Genomic DNA, 25,931 nt, shown 5'->3' on the forward strand with positions numbered 1-25,931 from the left:
GGACAAAAATAGGAACGGTTTGTTACCTGCCGATGAACGCGTGGATATATTCCAACGGGTGAGCAGCGGGGCCGGGCGTGTCAGTCGTGGCGGACGTCGAGGAGGTCTGCGTTCTCGATGATCGCGCTCTCGAGTCGCCGATGATGCCGGTGCGCGACCTCGAGGACCGCTGAGGTGTCGCGGGCGGCGAAGGCGTCGAGCAGGTCTTCGTGATCGGCGTTGAGTGCCGCCTGCGTCTCCGACGGTACCGATCGCATCATCTGGAAGGGTTCGGTGAGGTTCCAGGTCGCCTCGAACATGTTGAGCAGTCGCGGCATCGCGCACGGCGTGGTGAGTGCGCGGTGGAACTCGCGGGACACATCGTGAAATGCCTTGCCGTCGTTGAACTTCACCGCGACGAGGAGTTCGGCGTGCCGGTCTCGGGCGATCTGGAGTGACGACTCGTCGATGAGTTCGACAGATCGGGCGAGGGCGGCCTGTTCGAGGGTTCCACGAACGAAGTAGATCTCGCGGAGCTCGTCGGTGGACGGTTGGCTCACGCGGTATCCGGCATGGGGCCGGTGCACCACGAGACCCTCGCCGACGAGCGTCTTCAGCGCCTCGCGTACCGGTATCGGGCTGACCTGGAAGACGTCGGCGATCTCGGCGGGTGGGATCTGGGTGCCGGGAGGCGCGCCACCGGACAGGATCAGCCGGCGGAGCTCCTCGAGGACATTGGCGCGCTCGTTGCCCGTGCGGGTCTCCGCGAGCTGTGCGAGCAACCGGTCGGTCATCCGCCGGGTCATCGCATCACTCCGGAGCGGCTCGGGTACTTCGCGATCCACTCGGCGACGGCCTCGGTCAATCGATGCTGGTTGCTGCGCTTGACGATCTCGTGGCCCTCGTCGTCGAACATCAACATCTCGGCGACCGCGCCGCGGGCCTGCAGTTCGGCGACGATCTGTTGTGACTCACTGACCGGGACGTTGGTGTCGTGTGCGCCGTGGACCACGAGTAGAGGGGCTCGCACATCGTCGATTCGGTGGATTGGGGAGAGGTCGGCGAGCAGCTCGCGGTCTGACTCGGGGTGGCCGTACTTGGTGTAGGCGGCGACGGCGATCCACGGTTCGGTGTTGCGGAAGAAGGATTCGAGGTCGCTCATGCCGCAGATGGCGATGCCGGCGGCGAACACGTCGGGGTGGAAGGTCAGGCAGGCGAGTGTCAGGTAGCCGCCATAGGAGCGGCCCGAACAATACACCGAGTCCGGATCGGCGATACCCAGCCGGCACAGCAGTTCCGCACAATCCGCGGCGTCGTCGATGCCCGCGTAGCGGCCGTACCGGTCGTCGGCATGGGAGAAGAGGCGTCCGTAGCCCGACGATCCGCGGACGTTGGGCGCGAAGACGGTTATCCCGGCGTCGACGAGGGGCCCGAAAAGGAACTGGTAGTCCGGCCGGGTCTGGCCCTCGGGGCCGCCGTGGAAGTAGAGCAGGGTCGGGCCGGGCCGCTCGTCGCGGCTCTTCCTCGCGGACCGATAGAGAAAACCCGAGAGCGGCATGCCGTCTCGCGCGAAGAACTCCACGAGTTCGGGGCGGAGGAGACTCGAGGGACCCTCGCCGGTGACGACGTCGTCGCGGACGGGTGTCACCGTCCGGTTCGCGACGTCGATCAGGTGGACGATCGGGGAATGCTGTGGGCTCGAGACGGTCACCGACACCACCGAACCCGCCGCGCTGATCGAGAGATCGGAGGCGACCTCGCCGGGCAGCTCGACCGGTGGGTGCAGCGTCTGGTCGGGGAGTGTCAGAATCTGCAACTCGCTGCGGCCCTTCACATTCCACAGGAGGGCGACGGTGGACTGGTCGTGGCTGACCGCGAACTCGTCGAGCCCGATGTCGACGCGTTGCGCCATCACCCGGAACCGCACGCCGAACTTGCTCACCTCGACGCCGAGGAGCCGCGGGAATTTCGCGTCGAAGTCGCTGCGCACCAGCGCCTGGACGCTGTCGAGGTCGCGGATCGGTTCGTTGGGCGCGGGGACGAAGACCAGCGACGGATGGTCGAAACCCTGGTCGAGCACGTAACCCTGATCGGTGACCGCGCCGGGGTCCTGAGGGAGCAGCGGGGTCATCGTGACCTCGTCGTCCGGCGCATCGGGGTGGCGCCGGATCAGGAGCATGTCGTGATAGCCGCGCGGACCGACCCGGACGAGCGTCGCCCCCTTCCAGGAGTCGATCAGTTCGCTGCCGACCCGCAGGTCGAGAGTGCGGGTGGCCTGGGTGCCGGGATGGACGCGCAACGCATGCGTCGTGCCGTCGTGGTCGATCGCGGTGAGCAGAACCCAGTCGGTGTCCCAGCCGACGAGGCGGACGGTCCCGTAGGACCGGCCGTCCGGGCGGGTGGCCGCGATCCGGTGCGCGGTGTCGTCGTCGGGGTCGGTGGTGACGACCCAGACCTGGTGGTGCTCACCGCCACTCGGGGCGATCTCGACGGCCAGCCACCGGCTGTCGGTGGAATGCACGATCTTCCGGACCGGGCCGGTGGACCGCACCTTAACCCAGCGCAGGTCGCCGACACCGTCACGGGACAGGGATCGTTGCGCCGCACGGGGATAACCGTTGCCGTCGTCGACGATATAGGCGAACGCACTCCCGTCGGGGGAGAGTGAGGCGCCATATGTCTTCCAACCGCGGTCGTCGAAACGAAGGATGGTCACCGTCGGGAATTCGCTTCCATCGTCTGGAGCCACATCTCGAGGAGGGCGGCCTGCCACAGCTCGTTGCCGTCGAGTCGGGTCCGGATGCCGTTGGGGTCGCCGAAGAGCTTCTCGAGGGCCTCGGGTCGATAGAGGCCGCGGTCGACCGCGGCCTGCGAGCGGAGGGTGTCGGTGACGAGGTCGAGGACTCCGCCGGTCAGATGGCGGATGCCCGGCACGGGGAAATAGCCCTTGGTCCGGTCGATCACCGCCGAGGGGAGGAGCGCCCGGCTGGCCTCCTTGAGAACACCTTTGCCGCCGTGTGCGAGTTTGAGTTCCGCCGGACAGGTCGCGGCGAGTTCGACGAACTCGTGATCGAGGAAGGGCACCCGCGCCTCGAGCCCCCACGCCATCGTCATCGTGTCGACTCGTTTCACCGGATCGTCGACGAGCATGACGGTGGTGTCGAGGCGCAGCGCCGCGTCGACGGAGGTGTCGGCACCCGGTGCGGACTGATGTGCATGCGCGAAGGCGAAACTGGGATCGTAGCCGGCCTCGAGGAGGTACTCGTCGGCGAGGATGCTGCGGATGTCGGAGTCGTCACGGTCGAAGAAGACGTTCGCATAGGCGCGGGTCGTGTCCTTCCGCGGCACCCCGCGCAGCGGTGGATACCAGCTGTACCCGCCGAGGATCTCGTCAGCGCCCTGCCCGGACTGGACCACCTTGATGGACTTGCTGACCTCCTGCGACAACAGGTAGAAGGCCACGCAGTCGTGACTGACCATCGGCTCACCCATCGCCGCGACGGTGTCGGGGATCGCGGGCAGCAACCGGTCGGTACCGATGTGGATCTTGTGGTGGTCGGTCGCGAAGGTGTCCGCAATCAGGTCGGAATAGGCGTACTCGTCGCCGGATTCTCCTGCCGCCGAATCGAATCCGATGCTGAAGGTGGCCAGGTCGCTCTGGCCCTGCTCGGCGAGCAGGGCGACCACGAGTGACGAGTCGACACCGCCGGACAAGAGCACGCCGACCGGGACGTCGGCCACCATGCGGCGCTTGACCGAGGTGCGCAGCGAGTCCAGTAGTTCGGCATGCCAGCGTTCCTCGTCCCAGTCGGCACGGTCGGGGTGGGGCGCGAAGGTCGGCTCCCAGTACTTCCGCTCGGTGCGCCGCCCGTTGGGGTTGATCGTCATGACCGTGGCGGGCGGCAGTTTGCGGATGCCGTTGTAGATGGTGTGTGGCGCCGGGACCACTGCGTGGAAGCTGAAATAGTGGTGCAGCGCAACACGATCGATCGAGGTGTCGACGTCACCGGCGCGGAGCAGGGCCTGCACCGACGAGGCGAAGCGGAGTCGTCCGGGCGTGTCGGCGAGGTACAGCGGCTTGATGCCGAGGCGGTCGCGGCCGAGGGTCACGACGCCGGTGTCGGTGTTCACGATCGCAAACGCGAACATGCCGATGAAATGGTCCACGCAGTCAGGGCCCCAGGCGTGGAAGGCCTTCAGGATCACCTCGCTGTCGGCGTGGGAGAAGAAGGAGTACCCCTTCCCCTCGAGTTCGGCCCGCAGTTCGTGGTGGTTGTAGATGCAACCGTTGAACACGAGTGCCAGCCCCAGCGTCGGATCGATCATCGGCTGGCTGCCCTTCTCGGACAGATCGATGATCTTCAGCCGCCGATGCCCGAGAGCGACAGCCCCTTTCGCGAAGACGCCGCTCCCGTCGGGGCCGCGGCGCGCCATCTCGCAGGTCATCGCATCGACGGTCGAGACGTCGGGCACGCTGCCGTCGAAACGGATCTCGCCGCATATTCCGCACATGATGTCTGTCCTCCTGCTCGGTGGCGCCTGCCGGTCGGCTCTGCTGTGACAAACCGTCCCTCTTCGATACTGCCGCACTCCGGGCGCGGACCCCGAAGGTCTGCACCGCACCGGGGGCGGCATCGACGACGGGGCCATCCCTCACCCTATGAGCATCCCCGCCGGGTGGCAGGCCGAGACGGTGTCGTGCAATCGGCCCGACACACAGGTGACCTCTGGCTACTATCTCCACGGCGGAGGGAAAGACCAATGTCAGCACAGGTCCATGTTGTGATTCGAGCGCTCGCCGGTGCCGTCATCGGCACGGTGCTCACGGTGGTGGCCGGTATGGTGCCGGCTCCGGCATCGGCAGCCCCGCAGGGCTATGCACCCGGCCCGGGATGCGCGTGGCAGCTGATGTCCAACAGCACCGACCTCAACGTCGCCTTTCCCGACGCCAATGCGACCTACTGGGTGCTGCCCTACGCCCTCGGTCCGGGGGATTCGATCCGTTTGTCGGGGACCTTCCCGGCCGCCCGGTATTTCTCACTCAATACCTACGGGACGGATCTCGACACCGTCGACACCCTGCGTGACGACGCCATCCGACCTGACCCGGGCAGCATCAACCCCTATGTCGCTCCCGTGGCCATGCCTGCGCCGGCCGAGCGGCGCTGGCATGCGACGGTCGTCTCCGGTGCCGCCGACCACTCGCGGAACGAGATCCGGGGGTTGCCCGCCGGACAACAGGCCCCCGTCGGATTCCTGCTCGTCCGGATCTACGTGCCCGACGACGCCGCCTCGCCGAACGGTGGTGTCACCTTGCCGACGGTCACCTTCTCCGTCGGCGGGCAGTCGATTCCGCTGCAGCCGTGCGCGCAGCCGTTCAACCCCCGGCGGTACCAGGGACCGATCGCCGCGGCTCTCACGCGTGTCTTCGACGACTTCATCGAGCGGGCCGCAGCGGCGTCGTTCCCCGACAACGCGGCCGAGGTCACCTTCACCAACCCGGCGACGACCGCGGGACTCTTCCCCAACGGCGACAACAAGTACGTCGGATCCCCTCTGACCTACCGTCCCGGCCGCGTGGCCGTCATCCGCGGCAAGGCGCCGACGTTCCCCGACAGCCGTGCCGGCCAGTCGCCGGCCACCCCCGGTCTCCAGGTGCGGTACTGGTCGATGTGCCAGAACGACAAGGTCACCCCCTACCCGGTGGTGGCGTGCGCGGCCGACTTCCAGACCCGACTCGACGCGGACGGTTACTACACTTACGTGATCGCGGCGCCCGCGGACCTGACGCCCCAACAGGTCGCGTCGTCGGATCTGACGGTGATTCCGTGGGGGACCACCTCCGTCGAGCGCAAGATCGTGTTCCTGCGCCACATGCTGCCGTCGCCGCAGTTCTATCCGCGATCGGTACAGGCATCTCAGGACTCGGGCGCACCGCCGGCGTCGACGATGGGTCCTTACTATCCGCGCGCGACCTATTGTTCGGCGGAGACGGTGCGATCGGCAGGGTGGCCGGCCTGCTACCGGTAGCTACTTCGGGGTGACCGTCACCGGTGGAGCGGGGGGCTGTTCGTACGTTGCACCCGGAACGCTTGTGGATGGACACGTAGGCGTGGCGTCGGGCGCATATACAATGTCCGTTCTACGACCAGGAAGTTGGCAAGTGGGCTTCGAGCACGGTGGGGGCCAGCGTGCGAGGAACCCTGGTTGCAGAACCATACGACGGTGTGGAGCCAAGATTGGAAGGTCAGCTCACCAACTATCCAGCCTGGGAGGTCTACGCAGACTCCGACTCTGGAGTTCCGACACAGGTCTACGGTCATATGCCGGACCCGACCGACCCGTGGGGTCCCCTGATGCACCTGCCGGGGCACCACGACGTGAAGGTGGGCGGTAATTGATCCGACGATGGTTCCGCCCGTACTCACTCAGGCTCGCGGTCGTTTGCTTGCCGTTGAGCTACCTGGTTTTCGTAGCGTTCTGGGGATGGACCTATGTTGTCGCGGCCGACACCGCGACGACGAGCGCCGCCGAGGGCCTGGTCGTCGTCTCTGCTTGGTACGGAATGTCCTGCTATGCCTGGGCGCCGCTGCTGTGGGTCCTCGTCTCGGTGGTAGGGGTCCTGATCCGGCAGTTGCGAGTACAGAGACGTCGAGCAGAGACCGCTACTTCGGCGTCACCCAGGTGGTGATGTCGCAGTGGACGACCTCGACGCCCTTGGTGTCGACGATGCTCACCGACACCGTGACGTCGGTCCCAGTGGTGATGGCGCCGAAGTCGACGGGGTCGGCGAGACGCGCTTCGGCGGTCAGCCGCGTGGTCGCCTTGGTCAGGTAGCTCGTCTGCATCGCCTTCGGGATCCATCGGTGTGTGGTCGGGGTGGTGGCCTCCATCAGCATGCCCATCGCAGCTTCGGCGAGGTTGCAGGCAGCGATCGCGTGGAAGGTGCCGATGTGGTTGTGCACGCCGAACCAGTTGGGTGCGGTGACCTTGCAGTACCCGGGCTCCATCTCCTGGACCAGGGGGAGGACGGTGCCGAAGTAGGGGACCTTCGCGACCATGCCGAGCGAGAAGAGCACGTTGCCGAGCGGGTTGGCGGGGAGTTTCTTGCGCAGGGCGAAGGTGGGGTTGAGTGCAGCCATGCGCGTATCTTACTCACCGGTCAGTTAGGTGCGCCCGCGCGCGCTCACGATGTCCGTTCCCGCTCAGCCTGCAGGCAGGGGTGAGCGGGAACGGATTCGGTGAGCGATCGCCAGGAGCAGGGGTGTGACCAAGCCGGATTTGAATCGGCACCGGCTCTGTTGCATACTTGTCGGGTTGCCTTGACCGGCGGACGCAGGTCGCACTCTGTGCCGACACCGCGGAAGCCGTCAGGTGAATGACTCCCAGGCCCGGTTTACGGGGACTGGGCGTGTAACGCGTGCTCCGAATCAGGTTCACGGACTCGACACGCCCGACCGCGGGTGCCGGAGCAAACCGGCTCGTACCAGCGACGAGCCAACGTACAACGACAGATGAACAGCGTCGATTGCCGTATCTCACACGGTGGTCATGTGCTCAGCCGGCGAGAGCCTGCCCCTGGTCACGCGGTGTTTGTCTGTCGAGAACAACTGACGGAAGAGGACACAGCGTGGCGGGACAGAAGATCCGCATCAGGCTCAAGGCCTACGACCACGAGGCGATCGACGCTTCGGCGCGCAAGATCGTGGAGACCGTGACCCGTACGGGTGCACGTGTCGTTGGCCCGGTGCCGTTGCCCACCGAGAAGAACGTGTACTGCGTCATCCGTTCGCCGCACAAGTACAAGGACAGCCGCGAACATTTCGAGATGCGTACACACAAGCGACTCATCGACATCCTCGACCCGACCCCGAAGACGGTCGACGCGCTCATGCGCATCGACCTGCCGGCAAGTGTCGACGTCAACATCCAGTAGGACGGGGGCGAGATAAATCATGAGCAACCAGAGTTCATCCAAGGGCATCCTGGGCACCAAGCTCGGCATGACCCAGGTTTTCGACGAGAACAACCGCGTCGTTCCGGTCACGGTCATCCAGGCCGGCCCGAACGTGATCACCCAGCTCCGTACGCAGGACCGTGACGGCTACACCGCCGTCCAGCTCGCCTACGGTGCCATCGATCCCCGCAAGGTGACCAAGCCGGTCGCCGGCCAGTACGAGAAGGCCGGGGTCACCCCGCGCCGCCACCTGGCCGAGATCCGCGTCAACGATGTCAGCGAGTTCGAGGTCGGTCAGGAACTGACCGCCGAGATCTTCGCCGACGGCGCGCTGGTCGACGTCACCGGCACCTCGAAGGGCAAGGGTTTCGCCGGCGTCATGAAGCGCCACGGCTTCGCCGGTCTGGGCGCCAGCCACGGCGCTCACCGCGTGCACCGCGCACCGGGCTCGATCGGTGGCTGTGCCACCCCGGGTCGCGTGTTCAAGGGCATGCGGATGGCCGGTCGTATGGGTAACGACAAGGTGACCACGCAGAACCTCACCGTCCACAAGGTGGACGCCGAGGCCGGCCTGCTGCTGATCAAGGGAGCGATCCCGGGTCGCAAGGGCGGCATCGTGATGGTCCGCGACGCAGTGAAGGGTGGTGCCCAGAAATGAGCAACACAGCGAGCACCGAGACCACGACCAAGTTGACGCTGGACGTCAAGACCGCCGACGGCAAGACCAACGGAACCGTTGACCTGCCGGCCGCGCTGTTCGACGCCCCCGCCAACATCGCGCTGATGCACCAGGTCGTCGTGGCCCAGCAGGCCGCGGCTCGCCAGGGCACGCACGCCACCAAGACCCGCGGCGAGGTCCGCGGCGGTGGCGCCAAGCCGTACCGCCAGAAGGGCACCGGCCGCGCACGCCAGGGCTCGACCCGTGCACCGCAGTTCACCGGTGGTGGCACCGTCCACGGCCCGCAGCCGCGTGACTACAGCCAGCGCACCCCCAAGAAGATGAAGGCCGCCGCTCTCCGCGGTGCGCTGAGCGATCGCGCTCGCAACGAGCGCATCCACGTGATCACCGAACTGGTTGCGGGGCAGGCCCCCTCGACCAAGTCGGCTCGCGAGTTCCTGGAGAGCCTCTCCGATCGTCGCAAGTTCCTGGTCGTGCTCGGCCGTGAGGACCTGACGGCGTGGAAGAGCGTGGCAAACCTGAACAACGTGCTGCCGATCGCGCCCGATCAGCTCAACACCTACGACGTCCTGGATTCGGACGAGGTGGTGTTCAGCGTCGAGACGCTCAACGCCTTCATCGAGCAGAACACGGCGGATGCCAAGGCTGCCGTCGAGAAGACAGCAGAGGAGGCCTGACATGACGACCGTTGCCGATCCGCGCGACATCATCCTGGCGCCCGTGATCTCCGAGAAGTCCTACGGACTCATGGAGGACAACGTGTACACCTTCCTGGTGCACCCGGAGTCCAACAAGACCGAGATCAAGATCGCGATCGAGAAGATCTTCGGTGTGAAGGTTGCCAGCGTCAACACGGCGAACCGACAGGGCAAGCGCAAGCGGACCCGCTTCGGCTACGGCCAGCGCAAGTCCACCAAGCGCGCCATCGTGTCGCTGACCGCAGACAGCAAGCCCATCGAGATCTTCGGAGGCTCGGTCAGCTGACCGGGGCTTCCAGAGAAGGACTAGAGACTCATGGCTATTCGTAAGTACAAGCCGACGACCCCGGGTCGTCGTGGGGCCAGCGGCTCCGACTTCGCCGAGGTCACCCGTGACCATCCGGAGAAGTCGCTGGTGCGTCCGCTTCACGGGCGCGGTGGCCGTAACGCTCACGGCCGCATCACCACTCGTCACAAGGGTGGCGGCCACAAGCGTGCCTACCGTCTGATCGACTTCCGTCGTAACGACAAGGACGGCATCAACGCCAAGGTCGCTCACATCGAGTACGACCCCAACCGCACCGCGCGAATCGCGCTGCTGCACTACGTCGACGGCGAGAAGCGCTACATCATCGCGCCGAAGAACCTGAAGCAGGGCGACATCGTCGAGAGCGGTCCGGCCGCCGACATCAAGCCCGGCAACAACCTGCCGCTGCGCAACATCCCGACCGGTACCCAGGTCCACGCCGTGGAGCTGCGCCCGGGCGGCGGCGCCAAGATGGCACGTAGCGCCGGCGCGTCGATCCAGCTGCTCGGTAAGGAAGGCGCCTACGCCACGCTGCGTATGCCTTCCGGCGAAATCCGCCGTGTCGACGTGCGCTGCCGCGCCACCGTCGGCGAGGTGGGCAACGCCGAGCAGAGCAACATCAACTGGGGCAAGGCCGGCCGTATGCGCTGGAAGGGCAAGCGCCCGACCGTCCGCGGTGTCGTCATGAACCCGGTTGACCACCCGCATGGTGGTGGTGAGGGCAAGACCTCCGGTGGTCGCCACCCGGTCTCGCCGTGGGGTAAGCCCGAGGGCCGCACCCGTAAGAACAAGGCCAGCGACAAGCTGATCGTCCGTCGCCGTCGCACCGGCAAGAACAAGCGATAACAGGAGGAGGTAAGAGAATGCCACGCAGCCTCAAGAAGGGCCCGTTCGTCGACGACCACCTCCTGAAGAAGGTGGACGTTCAGAACGAAAAGGGCACCAAGCAGGTCATCAAGACCTGGTCCCGTCGTTCGACCATCATCCCCGATTTCATCGGTCACACCTTTGCCGTCCATGACGGACGCAAGCACGTGCCGGTGTTCATCTCGGACTCGATGGTCGGGCACAAGCTGGGCGAGTTCGCCCCCACCCGCACCTTCAAGGGTCACATCAAGGATGACCGGAAAGCGAAGCGCCGCTGATGACTACGCAGACCGATAATCCGACCGCCAAGGCCACCGCACGCTTCGTGCGCGTCACGCCGATGAAGGCCCGCCGTGTGCTGGACCTCATCCGCGGCAAGAACGTGGACGAGGCCCTGGACATCCTGCGGTTCGCCCCGCAGTCGGCGTCCGAGCCCGTGTACAAGGTGCTGGCCAGCGCTGTCGCGAACGCCGAGAACAACCTGGATCTGGATCGCCGGACCCTGGTCGTCGCCACCGCGTTCGCCGACGAGGGCCCGACCCTCAAGCGCTTCCAGCCGCGTGCCCAGGGCCGCGCATTCCGTATCCGCAAGCGCACCAGCCACATCACCGTGGTCGTGGAGAGCCTGCCGGAGAAGGCAGCCGCCGGCCGTGGCCGTTCGCGTCAGCCGAAGAAGAAGGGAGCCTAGTAGTGGGCCAGAAAATCAACCCGCACGGCTTCCGTCTGGGCATCACCACCGACTGGAAGTCGCGGTGGTACGCCGACAAGCAGTACGCGGACTACGTTAAAGAGGATGTCGCCATCCGCAAGCTCCTCTCCACGGGGCTCGAGCGCGCCGGCATCGCGAAGGTGGAGATCGAGCGCACCCGTGACCGGGTTCGCGTCGACATCCACACCGCGCGTCCGGGCATCGTCATCGGTCGCCGTGGCGCCGAGGCCGATCGCATCCGCGGCGACCTGGAGAAGCTGACCGGTAAGCAGGTCCAGCTGAACATCCTCGAGGTCAAGAACGCAGAGTCCGAGGCCCAGCTGGTGGCCCAGGGCGTCGCCGAGCAGCTGAGCAACCGTGTGGCCTTCCGCCGCGCGATGCGCAAGGCGATCCAGTCGGCGATGCGTCAGCCGAACGTGAAGGGCATCCGGGTCCAGTGCTCGGGTCGTCTGGGCGGCGCTGAGATGAGCCGCAGTGAGTTCTACCGCGAGGGTCGCGTGCCGCTGCACACGCTGCGCGCCGACATCGACTACGGACTCTACGAAGCCAAGACCACCTTCGGCCGGATCGGCGTGAAGGTGTGGATCTACAAGGGCGACATCGTCGGTGGACGCCGCGAGCTGGCTGCGGCCGCTCCGGCAGCCGAGGATCGCCGTCCGCGCCGGCCCAGCCGGCCCCGGCGTAGCGGTGCCTCGGGCACCACTGCGACGAGCACCGACGCCGCACGCGCGGCCGAGGCCGCTCCCGCCGAGGCCACTGCTGGTGCGGCTGAGAAGCAGGAGGGCTAGGCCATGTTGATCCCACGTCGGGTCAAGCACCGCAAGCAGCATCACCCCAGCCTCAAGGGGCAGGCCAAGGGCGGCACCAAGGTGACGTTCGGCGATTACGGCATCCAGGCTCTGGAAGGCGCGTACATCACCAACCGTCAGATCGAGTCCGCTCGTATCGCGATCAACCGGCACATCAAGCGTGGCGGCAAGGTCTGGATCAACATCTTCCCGGACCGCCCGCTCACCAAGAAGCCGGCCGAAACCCGCATGGGTTCGGGTAAGGGTTCGCCCGAGTGGTGGGTCGCCCCGGTCAAGCCGGGTCGCGTGCTGTTCGAGATGACCTACCCGAACGAGGAGATTGCTCGCGAGGCCCTGCGCCGCGCACAGCACAAGCTCCCCATCAAGACCCGGATCGTGACCAGAGAGGAGCAGTTCTGATGTCCCTCGGAGTTGCTGCGAACGAGCTCCGCGAGCTCAACGACGCTGATCTGGTCGACCGCCTGAAAGAGTCGAAGGAAGAACTGTTCAACCTTCGGTTCCAGATGGCCACCGGCCAGCTCGACAACAACCGTCGCCTGCGGACCGTGCGTCGCGAGATCGCACGTATCTACACGGTCATGCGCGAGCGTGAGCTGGGCCTGGCGTCCGGACCGGAAGGTGACGACGCATGAGTGAGGACCAGAAGGTGAGCGAAACCCAGACCACCGAGCGCGCACGCCGCAAGGAGCGCATCGGCTACGTGGTCAGTGACAAGATGCAGAAGACCATCGTGGTCGAGCTGGAAGATCGTAAGAGCCACAAGCTCTACGGCAAGATCATCCGGACCACGAGCAAGGTCAAGGCACACGACGAGAACGGCGATGCCGGCGTCGGTGACCGCGTGCGGATCATGGAGACCCGCCCGCTGTCGGCGACCAAGCACTGGCGTCTGGTCGAGGTGCTGGAGAAGGCCAAGTAAGCCGACTCCCAGCGAGATCTACACCCGAACGGCCCGTTCCCCTTTCGAGGGGGACGGGCCGTTCGTCATCGAATCTGATCGACCCGGTGATCGAAGTCGTGAACCACATACGGCGCTTCGTCGTCCGCCTTCAGCCTGTGCCTCATGCCGATACGACGCATTCCTGCCGTCATCTCGCGGTACGCACGCAGCTTGTAGCGCGAGGCCGACGTCATGGTCGACACGGTCTTCTGGCGTAGATGATTCATGAAACCCCGCTCGGTGACGTAGATCTTGAAACCGGCGTCTCGCACCCGCGCACTGAGATCGCGATCCGCGCCCCACGCGTAATCCCCGAAGGTGCGCTCGTCCAGTCCGCCGACGGCGCGCCAGGCGTCCCGCGTGATCAGAAGCCCGGTGCCGTCGATGAACGTCATCTCGCGGTATCGGTGCCGGGGCACGTACTGTTCGGCCGGTCCGTCGTAGTCAGACAGCATCTTCGAGATGGCGTACTTGTCGTCGTAGACCGTCGCGACCATTCCCAGGTCGGCCGGCAGCGCCGGGTCGAGAAGGGCCGCGACATATCCCAGCGAGAGGCGGGTGTCGTTGTTCAACGTCATCGCGTTCGCATAACCCTCCGAGAAGGCCAGTCGGAAGCCGAGGTTGGACCCGCCGGCCCAGCCGAGGTTCTGGCCCGGCCGCTCGACGCGTTCGTCGCCCAGCGGGCGGTAATCGCCGCGGTTGTCGATGATCACGAAGTCCGCCTCCTCGCGCTGCAGGTCTCGGACCAGATCGTGGGTCATGTCCTGTTGTCCGTAGACGGGGACAGCGATCAGCAGTTGTCCACCCACTCGTTCTCCCTTTCTGGTTGATGCCGGTCTGTCACCGACCTCCGCCTTACCCGACCACTGACGAAGTCAACCGGGGTGCTTCGGCGACCTTGATTCGCGGATGGTCGACGAGTTCGTCTCAGCGGAGTATTGACCCCCATGCCACCCGGTGCGAGTGTTAGCGGAATGTCCGTGCCCGCCTCGTTCTCGACCCCGGCGGACCCGTCCCCGAATGCTGCAGCAGGAAGTGCGGCGGCCGTTCGTAACACGTCGGGCTCGGGGCGGGGGCCCGCTTGGGTGCGTCGGATCTTCGAATCCGACTCGGCCGAGCCGGATCTCGACCACGTCCGCCGGATCGGCGCGCGTTTCCTGGGGCTCGGGTTCATCGGCTATCCGGTGGTCTCGGTCGCCGCGATCGCCTCGTCGGGATCGGTGACGGCCTCGTGGTGGATTCCGTTGAGCATCGTGCTGTCCGTCGGTCCCGGCATCCTCCTCGTCGTCGGGAGTTTTCGACGGGGAACGTCGTGGCTGCGGCCGCTGGCACTCGGCACCTGGGCGGGTTACCTCCTGGCCATCGCCCTGTGGTTCCCGGCGTGGACGGGATCGACGTTGACCGATCCGGAAGACGTGGCGCAGTGGATGATCGCGTTCTGCGGCATGCCCAGCATGGTGTTGATGCTCGTCCACGCGCCCCTGGGTGTGATCAGTCTCGTCGTGTCGTGCGTGGCCGCGCACGTCTCGCAGCAATGGGGACGGTTCGGTGGCCTGACCTCTGATCTCCCCTTCGAGATCATGTGGTCCGTCGTATTCACCGCGGTCTTCCTCGCCGTGGTCCTGGTGGCCACCCGGACCGGACGGCACCTCGACGAGACACGCGAGGAGACCTACCGCACCGCCGCAAACGTCGCCGCGGCGTCGGCCCGCGAGGTCGAGAAGGCGCGGTTCGACGCCATCGTGCACGATCGCGTGATCGCCTCCCTGCTCGCGGTCGAGCCGGGGACGCCGGACCACCGTCTCGCCGCACAGGCCCGGTCCGCCCTCGACGAACTCGTGCGCGTGCCGAGCCCCGGCGATGCCGAGATCGTCTCGCGGGCGGAGACACTCCGGCGGATCCGGTCGGCGGCCACGGACCTGTCCGAACGATTCGAGGTCCAGGTCCTCGGCGCATCGACCGCCTCCGACAACTCCAGGGACGTCGAGTCGGACCGCGTCGGCTATCCGGTCGACGTCGTGGAGGCAGTGGTCGAGGCGATGTCGGAAGCACTGCGCAACGTGCTCCGCCACGCCGGACCGGACGCCGACTGCGCGGTGATCGTGCAACTGACCGCCGACGCACTGAGCATGGCGGTCGTCGACAACGGCACCGGTTTCGACCCGGACTCCGTAGGGCCGGGGCGGGTGGGGATCGCGGTCAGCATCCACGGCCGGATGTCGCGACTGCGCGGCGGCCACACCGTGCTGAGAAGTCGCCCGGGCCGCGGCACCACCGTGCAGATCGGCTGGGAGCGTCCGTGATCGGGAACTGCGAGCACGGACGGGACGTGGAGCGGGGCGCGGTCGACAACGCGTTCGGGATCGGTTCCTTGCCTCTGCGGCTGACGATGTCGGCGTTCGGCTGCGGATACCTCGTCGTCACGGTGTACGCGAACGCCGATGGCACCGGAGTGTGGCAGTGGATCGGGCTCATCGCGGGCTTTCTGTTCTTCGCCGCCGGCGCGGTACTCATCGTCGAGGCGCCGGGGGACCCGTTGCCCGTGCCGACCACGCTGGTGAGCGCCGTCCTCGCCGTCGCCGGTGTGAGCGCCTCGCTGTTCTCGTTGCCGTTCCCACTGACGCACGTGATGCAGACCGGACCCCCGATGGGGGCCTCGGTCATCGTCCTCGCGTTCGTCGCGGTGCGCGGCCGTCCGTTGGCGGCGTGGCTCGCCAGCATCGCCATCTCGGTGGTCGCGGCAGGCTGGGCGCATGTCGCGATCGGCGACGCGATGTGGGGTCTGGCCGTGACCCTGCCCGGCTACGCCATCATGATCATGGGGTCGTTGTTCTCGCTCATGCTGCGGCCGATGGCCAGGCAGCTGTACGCGCTGCGTGAAGCCAACGAACGGCGGGCGGCGCTCGACGCGGCGGCGGCCGCGGCGGCCGACGTGCGGGACCGGCGACTCGCGGCACTCGACGAACGGGCCCGCCCGATCCTCACCCGGATCGCGGAGAGGCGCGAGTTCAGTGCCGAGGAGGTCGCCGCCGCCCGCCTCATCGAAGCCCAGCTCAGAGACAGCATCCGGGCGTCCGATCTCGATGTGCCGGAAGTGCGGGACGCGGCCTGGCGCGCCCGCCGGCGCGGGGTCAAGGTGGTGCTTCTCGATGACGGCGGTCTGTCCGTCCTCGCCGACGATGACGCGGCCCGCGCACGAGACCGTCTCGGAACCGCGGTTGCCGAGCTGCTCGAGGACGCCGAGAGCGGTCGCGTGACCGTCCGCATCCATCCTCCGGGACGTGAGACCCTGGCATCGGTGGGCATCGACACCGACGATCAGGTCGAGCTGGTCGAGTTCACGACCACCGGCTCGGCGCATCAGTCGATCTCCGGGGAGCGGGGATTGGTCCGATGATCACCAGGGCCGCGACCGGCAGACCGGCCCGGGCGGTGAGCGCCACACGCGTCGTCGATCGCATTCGCCGAGGCCTCGGTCGAGGCATCCGAGAGGATGCGTCCGATCTCGATCGGCAGAAAAGGATCGGCTGTAGGTTCGTCGGTTCCGGGCTGCTCGCGTTCTGCGCCGTGATGTTCCCGGTCGCGATCGCCCGCGCGGATCTCGCGGCCGCGTGGTGGACGCCGGTGAGCCTGGTGCTGGTCGTCGTGCCGGCGATGATGTTGGTGGCATCCACCTTTCTGACCGTGCCACGAGCGCTGTTGACGCTCGTCTGTGCCTGCGCCCTGGGATATCTCGCCGCGACGCTGCTGTGGTACCCGGCCTGGCTCGGCGCCCCCGACGAGTCGGCTCGGTGGGCGATCTGGTTGCTGCAGTTCCCCTCGGTCCCGAGCTTCGGGCTGGTCGTCATGCTCCGCACCGGCCTGGCACTGACGAATCTCGTCGTCGCCACCGCTGCCGTGCACACGGCCAATCAGATCGCGCGCTACGGGGAGCTCCGTCCGGTCGAGCTGTTGAGCGTGCCGCTGTCGGCGGCGCTCGCCGGGGTGTTCCTTGCGGTTGCGCTGGCCGCGGTGCGAAACGTGCGGGCGCTGGATGAGAGGCATCCGGCCGTCCTGGCGATGACGGCCACGGCCGCCGCCAACGCGGCGCAGGAGGCGGAACGTTCCCGGTTTGCCGCGCTGATCCACGACCACGTCATCGCGACACTGCTGGCGGTACGCGCGGGGCCGCCCGATCCGCGACTGGCTGCGCAAGCGGCCTCGGCCCTCGACGAACTGGACCGCAGCACCGAATCGCCTTCGGAATTCACGGCGGCGGCGTTCGCCGCGCGGATCGATCAGGCCGTCGCCGCCTTGGGCGAACGGGGATCATGCACGCACGCGATCTCCTCGCCCTCGGCTACCTACCCGGAACAGGTGGTGGACGACGTCGCCGACTGTGTGGCCGAGGCGACGCGGAATTGCGTTCGTCATGCCGGCCCGAGTTCGCAGTGCCACGTCAGGGCTGAGTTCGGCGAGGGGGCCGTGCGGGTGAGCGTGTCCGACGACGGAGTCGGATTCGATCCCGAATCGATCGATTCCCACCGATTCGGTATCGCGGTCGGTATTCGCGCGCGGATGGCCGGACTGCCAGGAGGTAGAGCGAAGATCGAGAGCGCGCCCGGACGCGGCACAGTCGTCACGGTCGAGTGGAGGCGGCCATGACCTCGGATAGGCGCGAGGACGACCCGATCGATCTCGACGAGACGACCGTCAACCTCTTCGGACTGGGTTCTCCGCTGCTCATCAGGGCACTGGTCATCTTCGCGGGCATCTACGTGATCGTGGTGATCGGCGCGGGATGGCAGATCCGATCGGTCGCCACCTGGGCCGCGTTGACGGCCGGATTCGTCCTGTTCGTGGCTGCGGCGGCGATGCTCATGCACTACGGGCGGTCGACGCTCCCACGGCGCACCGCCGCGCTGGTGACGACGTTGACCGTCGCAGGTCTGACGACGTCGTTCTGGAGTCTGCCACTGGACACCTACCTCACCCTGCAGACCACGCCGGTCACCTCGGCGATGACCATCATCCTGGCAATGGTGGTGCTCTACCGGCGGCCATGTTTCGCGTGGGTCGGGGCGCTCTGCGCCACGGGACTGTCCGCGGTGGGTGGCGAGCTGACCGGGATCGGTTACGCCGTCGGTGCCGGCAACACCGTCTTCTGCTACCCGGTTCTCGTGCTCGCGACACTGTTCGGCCTGATGGCGATCCCGATGCCCGATCGTCTCCGCAGCCTGCGGGAACAGGCGTTCGCGCAGGCTGCGGAGGAGGCCGCGACGGCGGCGGCGGCGTCCGAACGGAGAAGCCAACTGCAACGACTCGATGCCGGAGCCCGTCCGATCCTGGAGCAGATCGCGGACGGACATGCGTTCGGTCTCGACGAGGCGCTCGACGTCCGGCTGATCGAGGCACAGCTTCGCGACATCATCCGCGCACCTGGATGGGACTCACCGGAGGTGAGCACGTCGGTGTGGGCCATCCGTCGTCGAGGTGTCTCGGTGCGGTTGCTCGACGACGGAGCTCTCGACGAGTACGACACCGACGACAAACACTCGCGCGGGAACCTCGCGCGTCGGATCCTCGTCGAGGAGTTGACCTCGCTCGACGCGACGACGGCAGATCAGGGCAGCGTGACCGCCCGGATTCTCCCGGCCGGGCGCGAGGTGCTGGCCTCGATCGTGGTCGACGTCGGTCCGCACCTGCGCCGGGTGGAGGTACACCCCGACGGCAGTGTCACCACCGACCTCCCACCGGACGGTGGCGTGCCCGGGGCTCCGACGGGCGCGGGCCCGGACACCACCGTGGCGGAGACGGCCGATCAGGACTGCTGACGCCGAAGCCAGCCGAGGACGTCGCGGCTGACCGGCCGGGCGGCGTCGGCGTATTCCGGGTGCTTTTCCAGGAACGCTGCCACCAGAGGGCACACCCCGACGATGACCAGCCCCCGTGCGCGGGCGTCGTCGAGTGCCTCCCGGACCAGGATCGTCGCGAGTCCGCGGCCGCCGAACTCGTCGGCGACCTCGGTGTGGAAGAAGACCCGTTCGGTGTCGGCGCCGTCGACGCGGTCCCGATACTCGGCGAAGCCGGCGACGACGCCGTCCGCTGTCCCGTCGACGGTGATCTCGTAGCGCTGGGCGGAGGCGCTGTCGCGGACCGAGGTCGCGGCGCCGGTCTTGTCGGTGGTCGGCTCATGGGAGGTCACAGTGTCACCTTGCCACGATCGGACCCTGGACGGACCACGGGAAGTTGATCCACTTGTCGGTCGTGCGCCAGCTGTAGTCGGGGACCATGATGGTGTGCGGCTTCTTGTAGAGCACCGCGTTTCGTACTTCGGCGACGCGGCCCTGTTCCTCGCAGAAGTCGTTGACCAACTTGAGAGTCTTGCCCGTGTCGGCGACGTCGTCGACGACGAGAACCCGCTGGTCGATCAGACCGCTCGACTCGAGAAGTGACGGCAGCATGACCGGTTCCGACAGGGTCTCGCCGATACCGGTGTAGAACTCGACGTTCAGCGAGATCATCAGCTTGCAGTCCAGGGCGTAGGCGATCGCGCCGGCTGGGATCAGGCCGCCGCGGGCGATGCCCAGGATGATGTCGGGCACGAATCCGTCGTCAGCGACCTGTTGGGCGAGTTCCCGGCAGGCGACGCCGTTGAGTTCCCAGGTGAGGATCTCGCGGTCGGTGTCAGAAGTGGTCATGGGGACACTCTGCCAACATCAGAGCGCGAGCGCCCCGCGAGACCCCGGATGTCGGCATCGCTTCGTCGCCGTTCAGCGCACGAAGAACTGCAGGAGATAACTCCGGCGGATCGCCGACTTGATGGCCTGCTCGAGTTCGGGGGCGTCGTAGCCGTGTTCGTCCATCTCGACGAGCGACTTGCGAAGGAGACCACGTCGGCTGGGATTGATGTACATCCGCCGAACGGTGTCCGGGTCGATGGGATTCGGCAGGGTCGCGCATCGACCGCCCGCCAGGTCGATGTGGAGCCGGGTCCGGAAACACTTGAAACACCGCTCGCAGTTGAGACCGCCCCCCTTGTTCTCCCAGCACACACGCAAGTGGTTCATCGCCACCGGGGATTCGACGATCCGGAAGGTCTTCTGCTTGCGGTTGTGGTCGAGTTCGCGGTGTTCGAGCGTGACGCTCGACGTCGACCAACAGGGGTCGAGGTCCGGATGTGAACCCCATGGTTCCAGGGTCTCGTAGGTGTCCGAGGACGGGACGATGACCGTACCGACGTGCGACGACAGCGGGGCGGCGACGTGGGCGAGCGCCGGACCGTGATAGACGTGGTCCCACGGCACCCGCATCGGGTCCGCGAAGTCCGACCGCAGCGTCGTGCGGATCTCGATCAGTGGCTTGCCGAGCTCGGCGGCGGCCTTGCGGGCGGAGTCCAAGGCGAGCCTGCCCAGTTCCTCGTCGTCGGGTCTGATGTCGTACCCGTGGACAAAGACCAGGTGAGTGATGCGGTCGTGCTGGGTCACCGCGGAGTAGAAGCTGTCGACACCTCCGCTGAAGAAGCAACCGATGCCGGACGCGGGGGTGGTCTCCGGGAGTCGTTGGGCTTCGACCTCGACCTCGACCGGACGGTAGTGGCGGGGATACCAGCCGGACAGGATCTGTTGAGCCCGACGGGCATTGTCCAAGGCCACCGAATCGGTCGCCCCGCGGAGACGGAGGGTCGTGCCGAGTTTCATCGCCACGGGGAGCGTTGCCGACAGCCACGGTGTGGCGGAACCGTCGAGCGCGTGATTCGACTCGGTCTCGACGGTGAAAGACCGTCCTCCGGGGCCGGCGATCCGTGCGCCGATATGGTGTGAGCCCTTGGTGAACGGCTCGACAGAGATGGTCACGCGGCCGAGTATGTCAGTGGCGCTCGCCCACCGATGTCCTACCGGCGGGTGATTCTGGGACGAATCCGCGACCGACCGGAGGATGAACGTCGAAGCCGTTTCAGCGCGGGAAGTACTGCAGGAGATAGCTTCGCCGGATTGCGGACCTCATCGCCTTCTCGAGCTCCGGCTCGTCGAAGCCGCGCTCGTCCAGTTCGACGAGGGCCTCGCGGAAGCGTCGCCGTCGAGCGGGTTCGATGTACATCCGCCGTACCATCGTCGGATCGATCGGACTCGACAGCGTCGCGCACTCGCCCCCGGCGAGCATGATTCCGAGGCGGGTACGGAAACACTTGAAGCACCGTTCGCAGTTGTAGCGTCCATCCCGGTTCTCCCAGCAGACGCGGAGATGGTTCATCGCCGTCGGTGAATCGACGATCCGGGCGATCTTGTCGAAGCGGCCCGCGTCGAGTTCACCGTGCTCGATGGTGACGGCCGAAGTCGACCAGGTGGGGTCGAGATCGGGATGAGAGCCCCACGGTCTGAGTTCATGCAGGGGATAGGACGATGGCACGATGACCGTTCCCAGATGAGGGGACAATGCAGTCGCGACGTGGGCGAGGGCAGCGCCATGGTAGACGTGCCCCCAGGGCACGCGGTACGCGTCCGAGAAAGCGGACCGAAGGGTGGTGCGGACCTCGATCAACGGCTTGCCGAGCTCGGACGCGGCTGCGCGCGCACCTTCCAGTGCACGGGTTCCCAAAGTCTCGTCGTCGGGTCGGATGTCGTACCCGTGGACGAAGATCAGGTGGGTGATGCGGTCGTGTTGAGTGATCGCGGAGTAGAAACTGTCGACGCCACCGCTGAAGAAACAACCGACACCGGGTGCACGACCAGTCGTCGACGATGCATTCCGGGATCCGAAAGTCGTCCGATGGTAGTGGCGCGGATACCACTCGGCCAAGATGTTCTGAGCGCCGTTCGAGTTCTCGGCTGCGACCTCGTCAATGGTGCCGTCGAATTCGATCGGCACATTCACCTTCATGGCGACCGGCAATGCGGCGGACAACCAGGGGGTGGCGGAATCGTCGAGCGAATAGTTCGATTCGGTGTCGACGACGAAAGACTTCCCCTGCGCGGCGGTGATCCGCGCGCCGATGTGCTGCGGGCCACGGGAGAACGGCGCGACATTCATCGTCGCGGTCCTGCGATCCATTATCTCGAGAGCATTCACGCAGCGAGACGCTCTTCGTCCGCGGGCCGCCGGCGTGCGGTGCTGTCGAGCGGGAGCAGGTAGCGATGCGGCCGCCAGGTCCGTGACTGGTGGTCCCAGGGGCGGAAGAGCAACCAGAAGTAGGCATAGGTGGCGAGCCGGATCGGCAGATCAACGGACATCGAGACGATCATTCGGCGGTTGCGGTGTGCGCGTGCGGTTCGTAGTCCGCCGAGGCCGTAGCCGATATTCCGCCAGGGCGCGTATTGCAGTCTGCGACAGGATGATTCCGCGAGTAGACGGGGATCGAAGTAGACGCGGAATCCGTGTTTGCCGAGGGTCAGGCCGATGTCGAGGTCCTCCCAGACCGGCTCGTTGTCGTGGAGGTCGTCGCGAATCCGGCGCCATACGTCCCGCCGGATGAAGTACGCGGGCCCGTGGACGGAACCGATGGGCCCTCCGTCCTTCAGCTTGCGATAGCTCTTCTCGGCCAGACGCTTCTGGCGCTCCATCATGGGCGCATCGTGCATGAGAAACGGCCCGGTGAGTGCTGCGAAGTCGGTGTCGTGCCCCTGGCCGGATGTGAAGAACCGTATGCCGTTCTCTGCCCAGTCGGACGGCACCCTCGTGTCAGCGTCCACCTTTGCGAGGACTTCGCTTGTCCCGCAGTCGAGGCCGCGGCGGCGGGCGTGATGGATGCCGCGGGCCGCCTCCCTGACCAGCCGAACGGAATGGAATCTGGCTGAATAGGCACGGGCGATCTCGGCCGTTCGGTCCGTCGAGCCGTTGTCGACGACAATGATCTCGTCGATCGGCTTCGTCTGCTCCAGCAGTCTGTCGAGACATTCCGCGAGGTTGGCTTCCTCGTTGTATGCAGGAATCGCGACGCTCAGGGTGGACATGGGGCTCCTTCGAGCTTTCGTTGACCAAGAGGATGGCTTCCGGCGACAACGTCACTCTTTTTACCCCATCTCCGATCGTTTCACACATCGAGTCGCAAACTGTATTGTTTGCGTAGATTTTGGGATCGGCGACGGGTTATCGCATGTGTTTGATGTCGTTTAGGGGTGCGAATGAATTGCCCCGAGGTGTCGCGAATTGAGGGACAAACAATTCATGATCTCAAGGTGTGAATTGGATCAAGTGCTGTGTGCCAATTCACGGCCGAGTGTGATCGCGGCGTCGAAGTCATCTGTCAAATGCACGGTGCCGGCTTCTCTGAAGTAATCACGGTATGCGGCTGAAACCTTGCGGTTCGCGTTGTCGACCAGAACGACTGGCTTTCCCAGGAGCAGTCCGAAAATGGCCCCGTGGAGGCGGTCGGTCACCACCACCCGTCCGCGCGAGAGGGTCCGTACCGCCTGATCCACGATGATCTCTGACTGCCGATCGAACGCTCGGCGGCTGAAGTCCGCGATACGGGGGCGAAAGCGAGCCCGCGTACTCAGAAGGACGATCAGGAAGGAACGGGGCCACCAACGCAGGTCACCGCCGAACCACTCCAACCGCCAGTCCGTGACGAAAGCGTCACCTACGAGGTCGGGAGACAGGTCTTCGGGGTCTTCGAGTGACTCGGTATCGACCCTCTTCATGATCACCAGGTCGTGGTCGGGTTCCGTCGCCGGTTGCAGGCGTCCCGCGCCGAATGCGGCATCGGGGCAGAACACGACACGATTCTGCGGGAAGAGTTCGGCGACGCGATCCAGATCGTGGCGGTGCCTGATCAGGATCGTCAGATCGGGGTGGCGGGCGTAGATCTCGCGTGTGCGAGCCAGAAAATCCTGGTCGGAGAACTCGAAGGTCTGCGGCATCTGGACGATCTTGCGATCCGGATTCTCGGCGATGACCCGCTCGCGGAATTCCTGATACACGCGATATCTGTCGCCGAAGCTCCCGCCGCCCTGAAGCAGAATCGGCCCATTCGGGACCTTTTCGTCCATGACGGCCCGGTCGTAGGTGTTGTAGGCGCAAAGGTATTGCACGTCACACCCGAGTTGGGAGAGGTAGGCGAGTTGTCCTCGGTAAATCAGCACGTCGCCGGCATTGGCATGATTCGGGAAATCGAGCAGGGCGACACCCGAGCCGGGGCCGATCACCTTTTGCAGGACTTCTCGCGTACGTTGCTGTATATGGTCGATCGCAGATGCGTCCATCCCCACCAACATAGACGGCCGATGTCTTCCGCGTCGCAGTGCGGGGGCGGAGATATCCCGGGGAGGCACGCCGGGGTGGGCAGGTGAAATCCCCCGAGCGGTACGCCGAGACGTTGCGCGCCAACCGTGCTCGGAGTGATCCGCCGCGTCTTCGGGAAACGTGTGTTTCCCCAGGTCGGATGCGTTGGAGTGCGTTCTGGCTAACTTCTCGCGGCCGCCGACCGATGAAGATCGGTGTCATTGAACAGCAGTACGCGGTCTCTCGCCGAAGGGTCTGCGAACGCTAGTCTGGTGACAGAGTTCGCCGTGATGTCCGTGCAAAGATAGGAAGACATGCCCGAGGCCACAGAGCGCGTCGCCGCGCAAGAGCCACGGCATCGCCGACGTGACGCCGGATCCGAGGCCGGAGTCGACCCGTTCGAGATGCCGGACCCTGTCGAGGAAAAATTGCGGCGCTGGCGTGCGGAACGGGAAGAGCCGAGTGCTGACCACAACGGCCACTCGCCGACGCCAGATGATCCGGCAGACGCCGCGGAGCCCGTGCCGTCCGAGACGGAGTCGCCTTCGCCGTATGCGGAGCCCGGTTGGAACGGAGATGCTACCCGGTTCGAGGACGCCCCCTACGATCGGCAGGCTCGGCAGTCTTCCGCGATCACGATTCCGGAATGGCAGACGTCGGAGAGAGGTCCCGTGGCCGCAGATTTCGAGGGACCGGCAGCTCCCGATAGCTCGGTGAGTGACTCGGCAGTCACCGAGAGCATGGCGGTGGTCGCCGGAGCAGACCGGGCCGCCGAGTCCGACGCCCCGGGTCGGACCGCGCCGTTCGCCGCGGGCGGCGCCGCCCCAGCGATCGAGGTCAGGAGCCTCCACAAGCGTTTCAAGGACACCGTCGCGGTGGAGGACGTCAGCTTCACCGTCCAGCCGGGGAGCATCGTCGCCATCCTCGGGCCCAACGGTGCCGGCAAGACGACGACCGTCAACATGCTGTGCACCCTTCTCAAACCAGACGGCGGATCTGCGACGGTGCACGGGCACGACGTCGTGTCCGAGGCGCCGGCGGTGCGCAAGTCGATCATGTTGACCGGTCAGTTCGCCGCTCTCGACGAGTCGCTGACGGGCCGCGAGAACCTCATCCTGTTCGGTCGTCTGCTCGGCCTGTCCAAGTCGGCCGCGCGAGCCCGCGCCGATGAGTTGCTCGACACCTTCTCGCTCCTCGACGCGGGCGCCAAGAAGGTCGGCAAATACTCCGGCGGCATGCGCCGCCGCATCGACATCGCCTGTGGACTCGTCACCGCGCCCAAGGTGGTGTTCCTCGACGAACCCACCACCGGCCTCGATCCGCGCAGTCGACAGGAGGTGTGGTCGCTTGTCGAGAAGTTGCGCTCATCGGGCGTCACGATCCTGCTGACGACGCAGTATCTGGAGGAGGCGGACACACTCGCCGACAACATCGTCGTCATCGACAAGGGCCGGGTGGTGGCCGAGGGCACGTCCGACGAGCTCAAGGACTCGATCGGTGCAGCGTACTGCGAGGTCACCCCAGAGCTCACCGCAGACCTGCCCCGCCTGCGTGACGTGCTCGCCGACCTGATCCCGGCGGGCGCGGTATCCGACGAGTACGACCACATGGTCGCGGTGCCCGCCCCGCGCGGGCCGGAGACGCTGGTCGACGTGATCCAGCGGACCGCTGCGGCGGGCATCCCGTTGTCGGACATCGCTTTGCGCCGTCCGTCACTCGACGAGGTGTTCCTCGCTCTCACCGATCCCCGGCGGGATCGGAGACCGACGACGTGAGCGCAGGCGTGA

At 66.2% G+C, this 25,931-nt stretch carries 28 protein-coding genes; 17 read left to right on the forward strand and 11 right to left on the reverse strand.

The window, feature by feature from the left end:
• Window positions 1-80: 80 nt before the first annotated feature.
• The 3 genes from NWF34_RS04035 to NWF34_RS04045 are packed head-to-tail and all read right to left on the reverse strand — an operon-like array spanning window position 81 to window position 4,491.
• A complete protein-coding gene (locus tag NWF34_RS04035) occupies window positions 81-785 on the reverse strand; it encodes a GntR family transcriptional regulator (protein WP_236577614.1) in 705 nt (234 codons plus the stop codon).
• Window positions 782-2,695, reverse strand: coding sequence for a prolyl oligopeptidase family serine peptidase (locus tag NWF34_RS04040; RefSeq protein ID WP_159404923.1), 1,914 nt, complete (start codon window positions 2,693-2,695; stop codon window positions 782-784). Before NWF34_RS04040 ends, NWF34_RS04035 begins: the two co-directional genes overlap by 4 nt.
• Window positions 2,692-4,491, reverse strand: a complete 1,800-nt coding sequence (locus NWF34_RS04045; RefSeq protein ID WP_159404922.1) for an N-acetylglutaminylglutamine amidotransferase — start codon at window positions 4,489-4,491, stop codon at window positions 2,692-2,694. Before NWF34_RS04045 ends, NWF34_RS04040 begins: the two co-directional genes overlap by 4 nt.
• Window positions 4,492-4,740: 249 nt before the next feature.
• On the opposite strand from NWF34_RS04045, the gene NWF34_RS04050 reads away from it, so the two are divergent.
• Window positions 4,741-6,009, forward strand: a complete 1,269-nt coding sequence (locus NWF34_RS04050; RefSeq protein ID WP_159404921.1) for a hypothetical protein — start codon at window positions 4,741-4,743, stop codon at window positions 6,007-6,009.
• A 635-nt stretch (window positions 6,010-6,644) separates the two neighbouring features.
• Here the strand turns inward: NWF34_RS04050 and NWF34_RS04055 are convergent.
• A complete protein-coding gene (locus NWF34_RS04055) occupies window positions 6,645-7,121 on the reverse strand; it encodes a hotdog fold domain-containing protein (protein ID WP_024497680.1) in 477 nt (158 codons plus the stop codon).
• Window positions 7,122-7,609: 488 nt separating this feature from the next.
• Here NWF34_RS04055 and rpsJ point away from each other — a divergent pair, with 488 nt between their 5' ends.
• From rpsJ to rpsQ, 11 genes are read left to right on the forward strand one after another with little or no spacing between them, the layout of a single operon-like run.
• Entirely contained in the window at window positions 7,610-7,915 is a 306-nt protein-coding gene (gene rpsJ, locus NWF34_RS04060) for a 30S ribosomal protein S10 (protein ID WP_003938093.1), read from the forward strand.
• A 19-nt stretch (window positions 7,916-7,934) separates the two neighbouring features.
• Entirely contained in the window at window positions 7,935-8,594 is a 660-nt protein-coding gene (rplC, locus tag NWF34_RS04065) for a 50S ribosomal protein L3 (protein ID WP_096274550.1), read from the forward strand.
• The gene (gene rplD, locus NWF34_RS04070; protein ID WP_096274548.1) at window positions 8,591-9,292 is read left to right on the forward strand and encodes a 50S ribosomal protein L4; all 702 of its coding nucleotides are present in this window, start codon (window positions 8,591-8,593) and stop codon (window positions 9,290-9,292) included. The genes rplC and rplD overlap by 4 nt, the downstream gene beginning before the upstream one ends.
• A gap of 1 nt (window position 9,293) precedes the next feature.
• On the forward strand, window positions 9,294-9,599 hold the full coding sequence (gene rplW, locus NWF34_RS04075) for a 50S ribosomal protein L23 (protein ID WP_006434679.1): 306 nt from the start codon (window positions 9,294-9,296) through the stop codon (window positions 9,597-9,599).
• A gap of 30 nt (window positions 9,600-9,629) precedes the next feature.
• A complete protein-coding gene (rplB, locus tag NWF34_RS04080) occupies window positions 9,630-10,466 on the forward strand; it encodes a 50S ribosomal protein L2 (RefSeq protein WP_005194639.1) in 837 nt (278 codons plus the stop codon).
• A 17-nt stretch (window positions 10,467-10,483) separates the two neighbouring features.
• Window positions 10,484-10,765, forward strand: a complete 282-nt coding sequence (gene rpsS / locus NWF34_RS04085) for a 30S ribosomal protein S19 (RefSeq protein ID WP_004020551.1) — start codon at window positions 10,484-10,486, stop codon at window positions 10,763-10,765.
• Entirely contained in the window at window positions 10,765-11,175 is a 411-nt protein-coding gene (gene rplV, locus NWF34_RS04090) for a 50S ribosomal protein L22 (RefSeq protein ID WP_006434678.1), read from the forward strand. The genes rpsS and rplV overlap by 1 nt, the downstream gene beginning before the upstream one ends.
• Before the next feature lie 2 nt (window positions 11,176-11,177).
• Window positions 11,178-11,984, forward strand: a complete 807-nt coding sequence (gene rpsC, locus NWF34_RS04095; RefSeq protein ID WP_004020549.1) for a 30S ribosomal protein S3 — start codon at window positions 11,178-11,180, stop codon at window positions 11,982-11,984.
• Window positions 11,985-11,987: 3 nt separating this feature from the next.
• Window positions 11,988-12,404 (forward strand): 50S ribosomal protein L16, encoded by a 417-nt coding sequence (gene rplP / locus NWF34_RS04100; RefSeq protein WP_004020548.1) that lies wholly within the window; start codon window positions 11,988-11,990, stop codon window positions 12,402-12,404.
• Entirely contained in the window at window positions 12,404-12,637 is a 234-nt protein-coding gene (gene rpmC / locus NWF34_RS04105) for a 50S ribosomal protein L29 (protein ID WP_006434677.1), read from the forward strand. Before rplP ends, rpmC begins: the two co-directional genes overlap by 1 nt.
• Window positions 12,634-12,924 (forward strand): 30S ribosomal protein S17, encoded by a 291-nt coding sequence (gene rpsQ, locus NWF34_RS04110; protein WP_024497682.1) that lies wholly within the window; start codon window positions 12,634-12,636, stop codon window positions 12,922-12,924. The genes rpmC and rpsQ overlap by 4 nt, the downstream gene beginning before the upstream one ends.
• Window positions 12,925-12,989: 65 nt before the next feature.
• Here rpsQ and NWF34_RS04115 read toward each other — a convergent pair whose 3' ends face one another.
• A complete protein-coding gene (locus tag NWF34_RS04115; protein WP_024497683.1) occupies window positions 12,990-13,754 on the reverse strand; it encodes a glycosyltransferase family 2 protein in 765 nt (254 codons plus the stop codon).
• A 165-nt stretch (window positions 13,755-13,919) separates the two neighbouring features.
• Here NWF34_RS04115 and NWF34_RS04120 point away from each other — a divergent pair, with 165 nt between their 5' ends.
• From NWF34_RS04120 to NWF34_RS04135, 4 genes are read left to right on the forward strand one after another with little or no spacing between them, the layout of a single operon-like run.
• The gene (locus NWF34_RS04120) at window positions 13,920-15,248 is read left to right on the forward strand and encodes a sensor histidine kinase (protein WP_035760247.1); all 1,329 of its coding nucleotides are present in this window, start codon (window positions 13,920-13,922) and stop codon (window positions 15,246-15,248) included.
• A complete protein-coding gene (locus NWF34_RS04125; protein WP_096274546.1) occupies window positions 15,245-16,342 on the forward strand; it encodes a hypothetical protein in 1,098 nt (365 codons plus the stop codon). Before NWF34_RS04120 ends, NWF34_RS04125 begins: the two co-directional genes overlap by 4 nt.
• Window positions 16,339-17,589 carry a sensor histidine kinase gene (locus tag NWF34_RS04130; RefSeq protein WP_024497686.1) on the forward strand — a complete coding sequence of 417 codons (1,251 nt, stop codon included), beginning with the start codon at window positions 16,339-16,341 and terminating at the stop codon, window positions 17,587-17,589. Before NWF34_RS04125 ends, NWF34_RS04130 begins: the two co-directional genes overlap by 4 nt.
• Complete coding sequence (locus NWF34_RS04135; RefSeq protein WP_024497687.1) at window positions 17,586-18,758, forward strand: hypothetical protein; 1,173 nt, start codon at window positions 17,586-17,588, stop codon at window positions 18,756-18,758. The genes NWF34_RS04130 and NWF34_RS04135 overlap by 4 nt, the downstream gene beginning before the upstream one ends.
• Here the strand turns inward: NWF34_RS04135 and NWF34_RS04140 are convergent.
• From NWF34_RS04140 to NWF34_RS04165, 6 genes are all read right to left on the reverse strand, one after another.
• Window positions 18,746-19,129 (reverse strand): GNAT family N-acetyltransferase, encoded by a 384-nt coding sequence (locus NWF34_RS04140; RefSeq protein ID WP_024497688.1) that lies wholly within the window; start codon window positions 19,127-19,129, stop codon window positions 18,746-18,748. The genes NWF34_RS04135 and NWF34_RS04140 overlap by 13 nt on opposite strands.
• Window positions 19,130-19,133: 4 nt before the next feature.
• Complete coding sequence (locus tag NWF34_RS04145) at window positions 19,134-19,625, reverse strand: phosphoribosyltransferase (RefSeq protein ID WP_024497689.1); 492 nt, start codon at window positions 19,623-19,625, stop codon at window positions 19,134-19,136.
• A gap of 72 nt (window positions 19,626-19,697) precedes the next feature.
• Window positions 19,698-20,780 (reverse strand): asparagine synthase C-terminal domain-containing protein, encoded by a 1,083-nt coding sequence (locus NWF34_RS04150; protein WP_258324274.1) that lies wholly within the window; start codon window positions 20,778-20,780, stop codon window positions 19,698-19,700.
• 100 nt (window positions 20,781-20,880) lie between these two features.
• Entirely contained in the window at window positions 20,881-21,954 is a 1,074-nt protein-coding gene (locus tag NWF34_RS04155; RefSeq protein ID WP_232513014.1) for a hypothetical protein, read from the reverse strand.
• A gap of 35 nt (window positions 21,955-21,989) precedes the next feature.
• Window positions 21,990-22,874 (reverse strand): glycosyltransferase, encoded by an 885-nt coding sequence (locus NWF34_RS04160; protein WP_258324275.1) that lies wholly within the window; start codon window positions 22,872-22,874, stop codon window positions 21,990-21,992.
• A 237-nt stretch (window positions 22,875-23,111) separates the two neighbouring features.
• Complete coding sequence (locus tag NWF34_RS04165; RefSeq protein WP_258324276.1) at window positions 23,112-24,125, reverse strand: polysaccharide pyruvyl transferase family protein; 1,014 nt, start codon at window positions 24,123-24,125, stop codon at window positions 23,112-23,114.
• Window positions 24,126-24,458: 333 nt separating this feature from the next.
• Between NWF34_RS04165 and NWF34_RS04170 the strand changes: the two genes are divergently transcribed.
• On the forward strand, window positions 24,459-25,919 hold the full coding sequence (locus NWF34_RS04170) for an ATP-binding cassette domain-containing protein (RefSeq protein WP_258324277.1): 1,461 nt from the start codon (window positions 24,459-24,461) through the stop codon (window positions 25,917-25,919).
• The last annotated feature ends 12 nt before the right edge of the window (window positions 25,920-25,931 follow it).

Origin of the sequence: Gordonia sp. GONU (assembly GCF_024733855.1) — a bacterium.
Lineage (GTDB): Bacteria > Actinomycetota > Actinomycetes > Mycobacteriales > Mycobacteriaceae > Gordonia > Gordonia amicalis.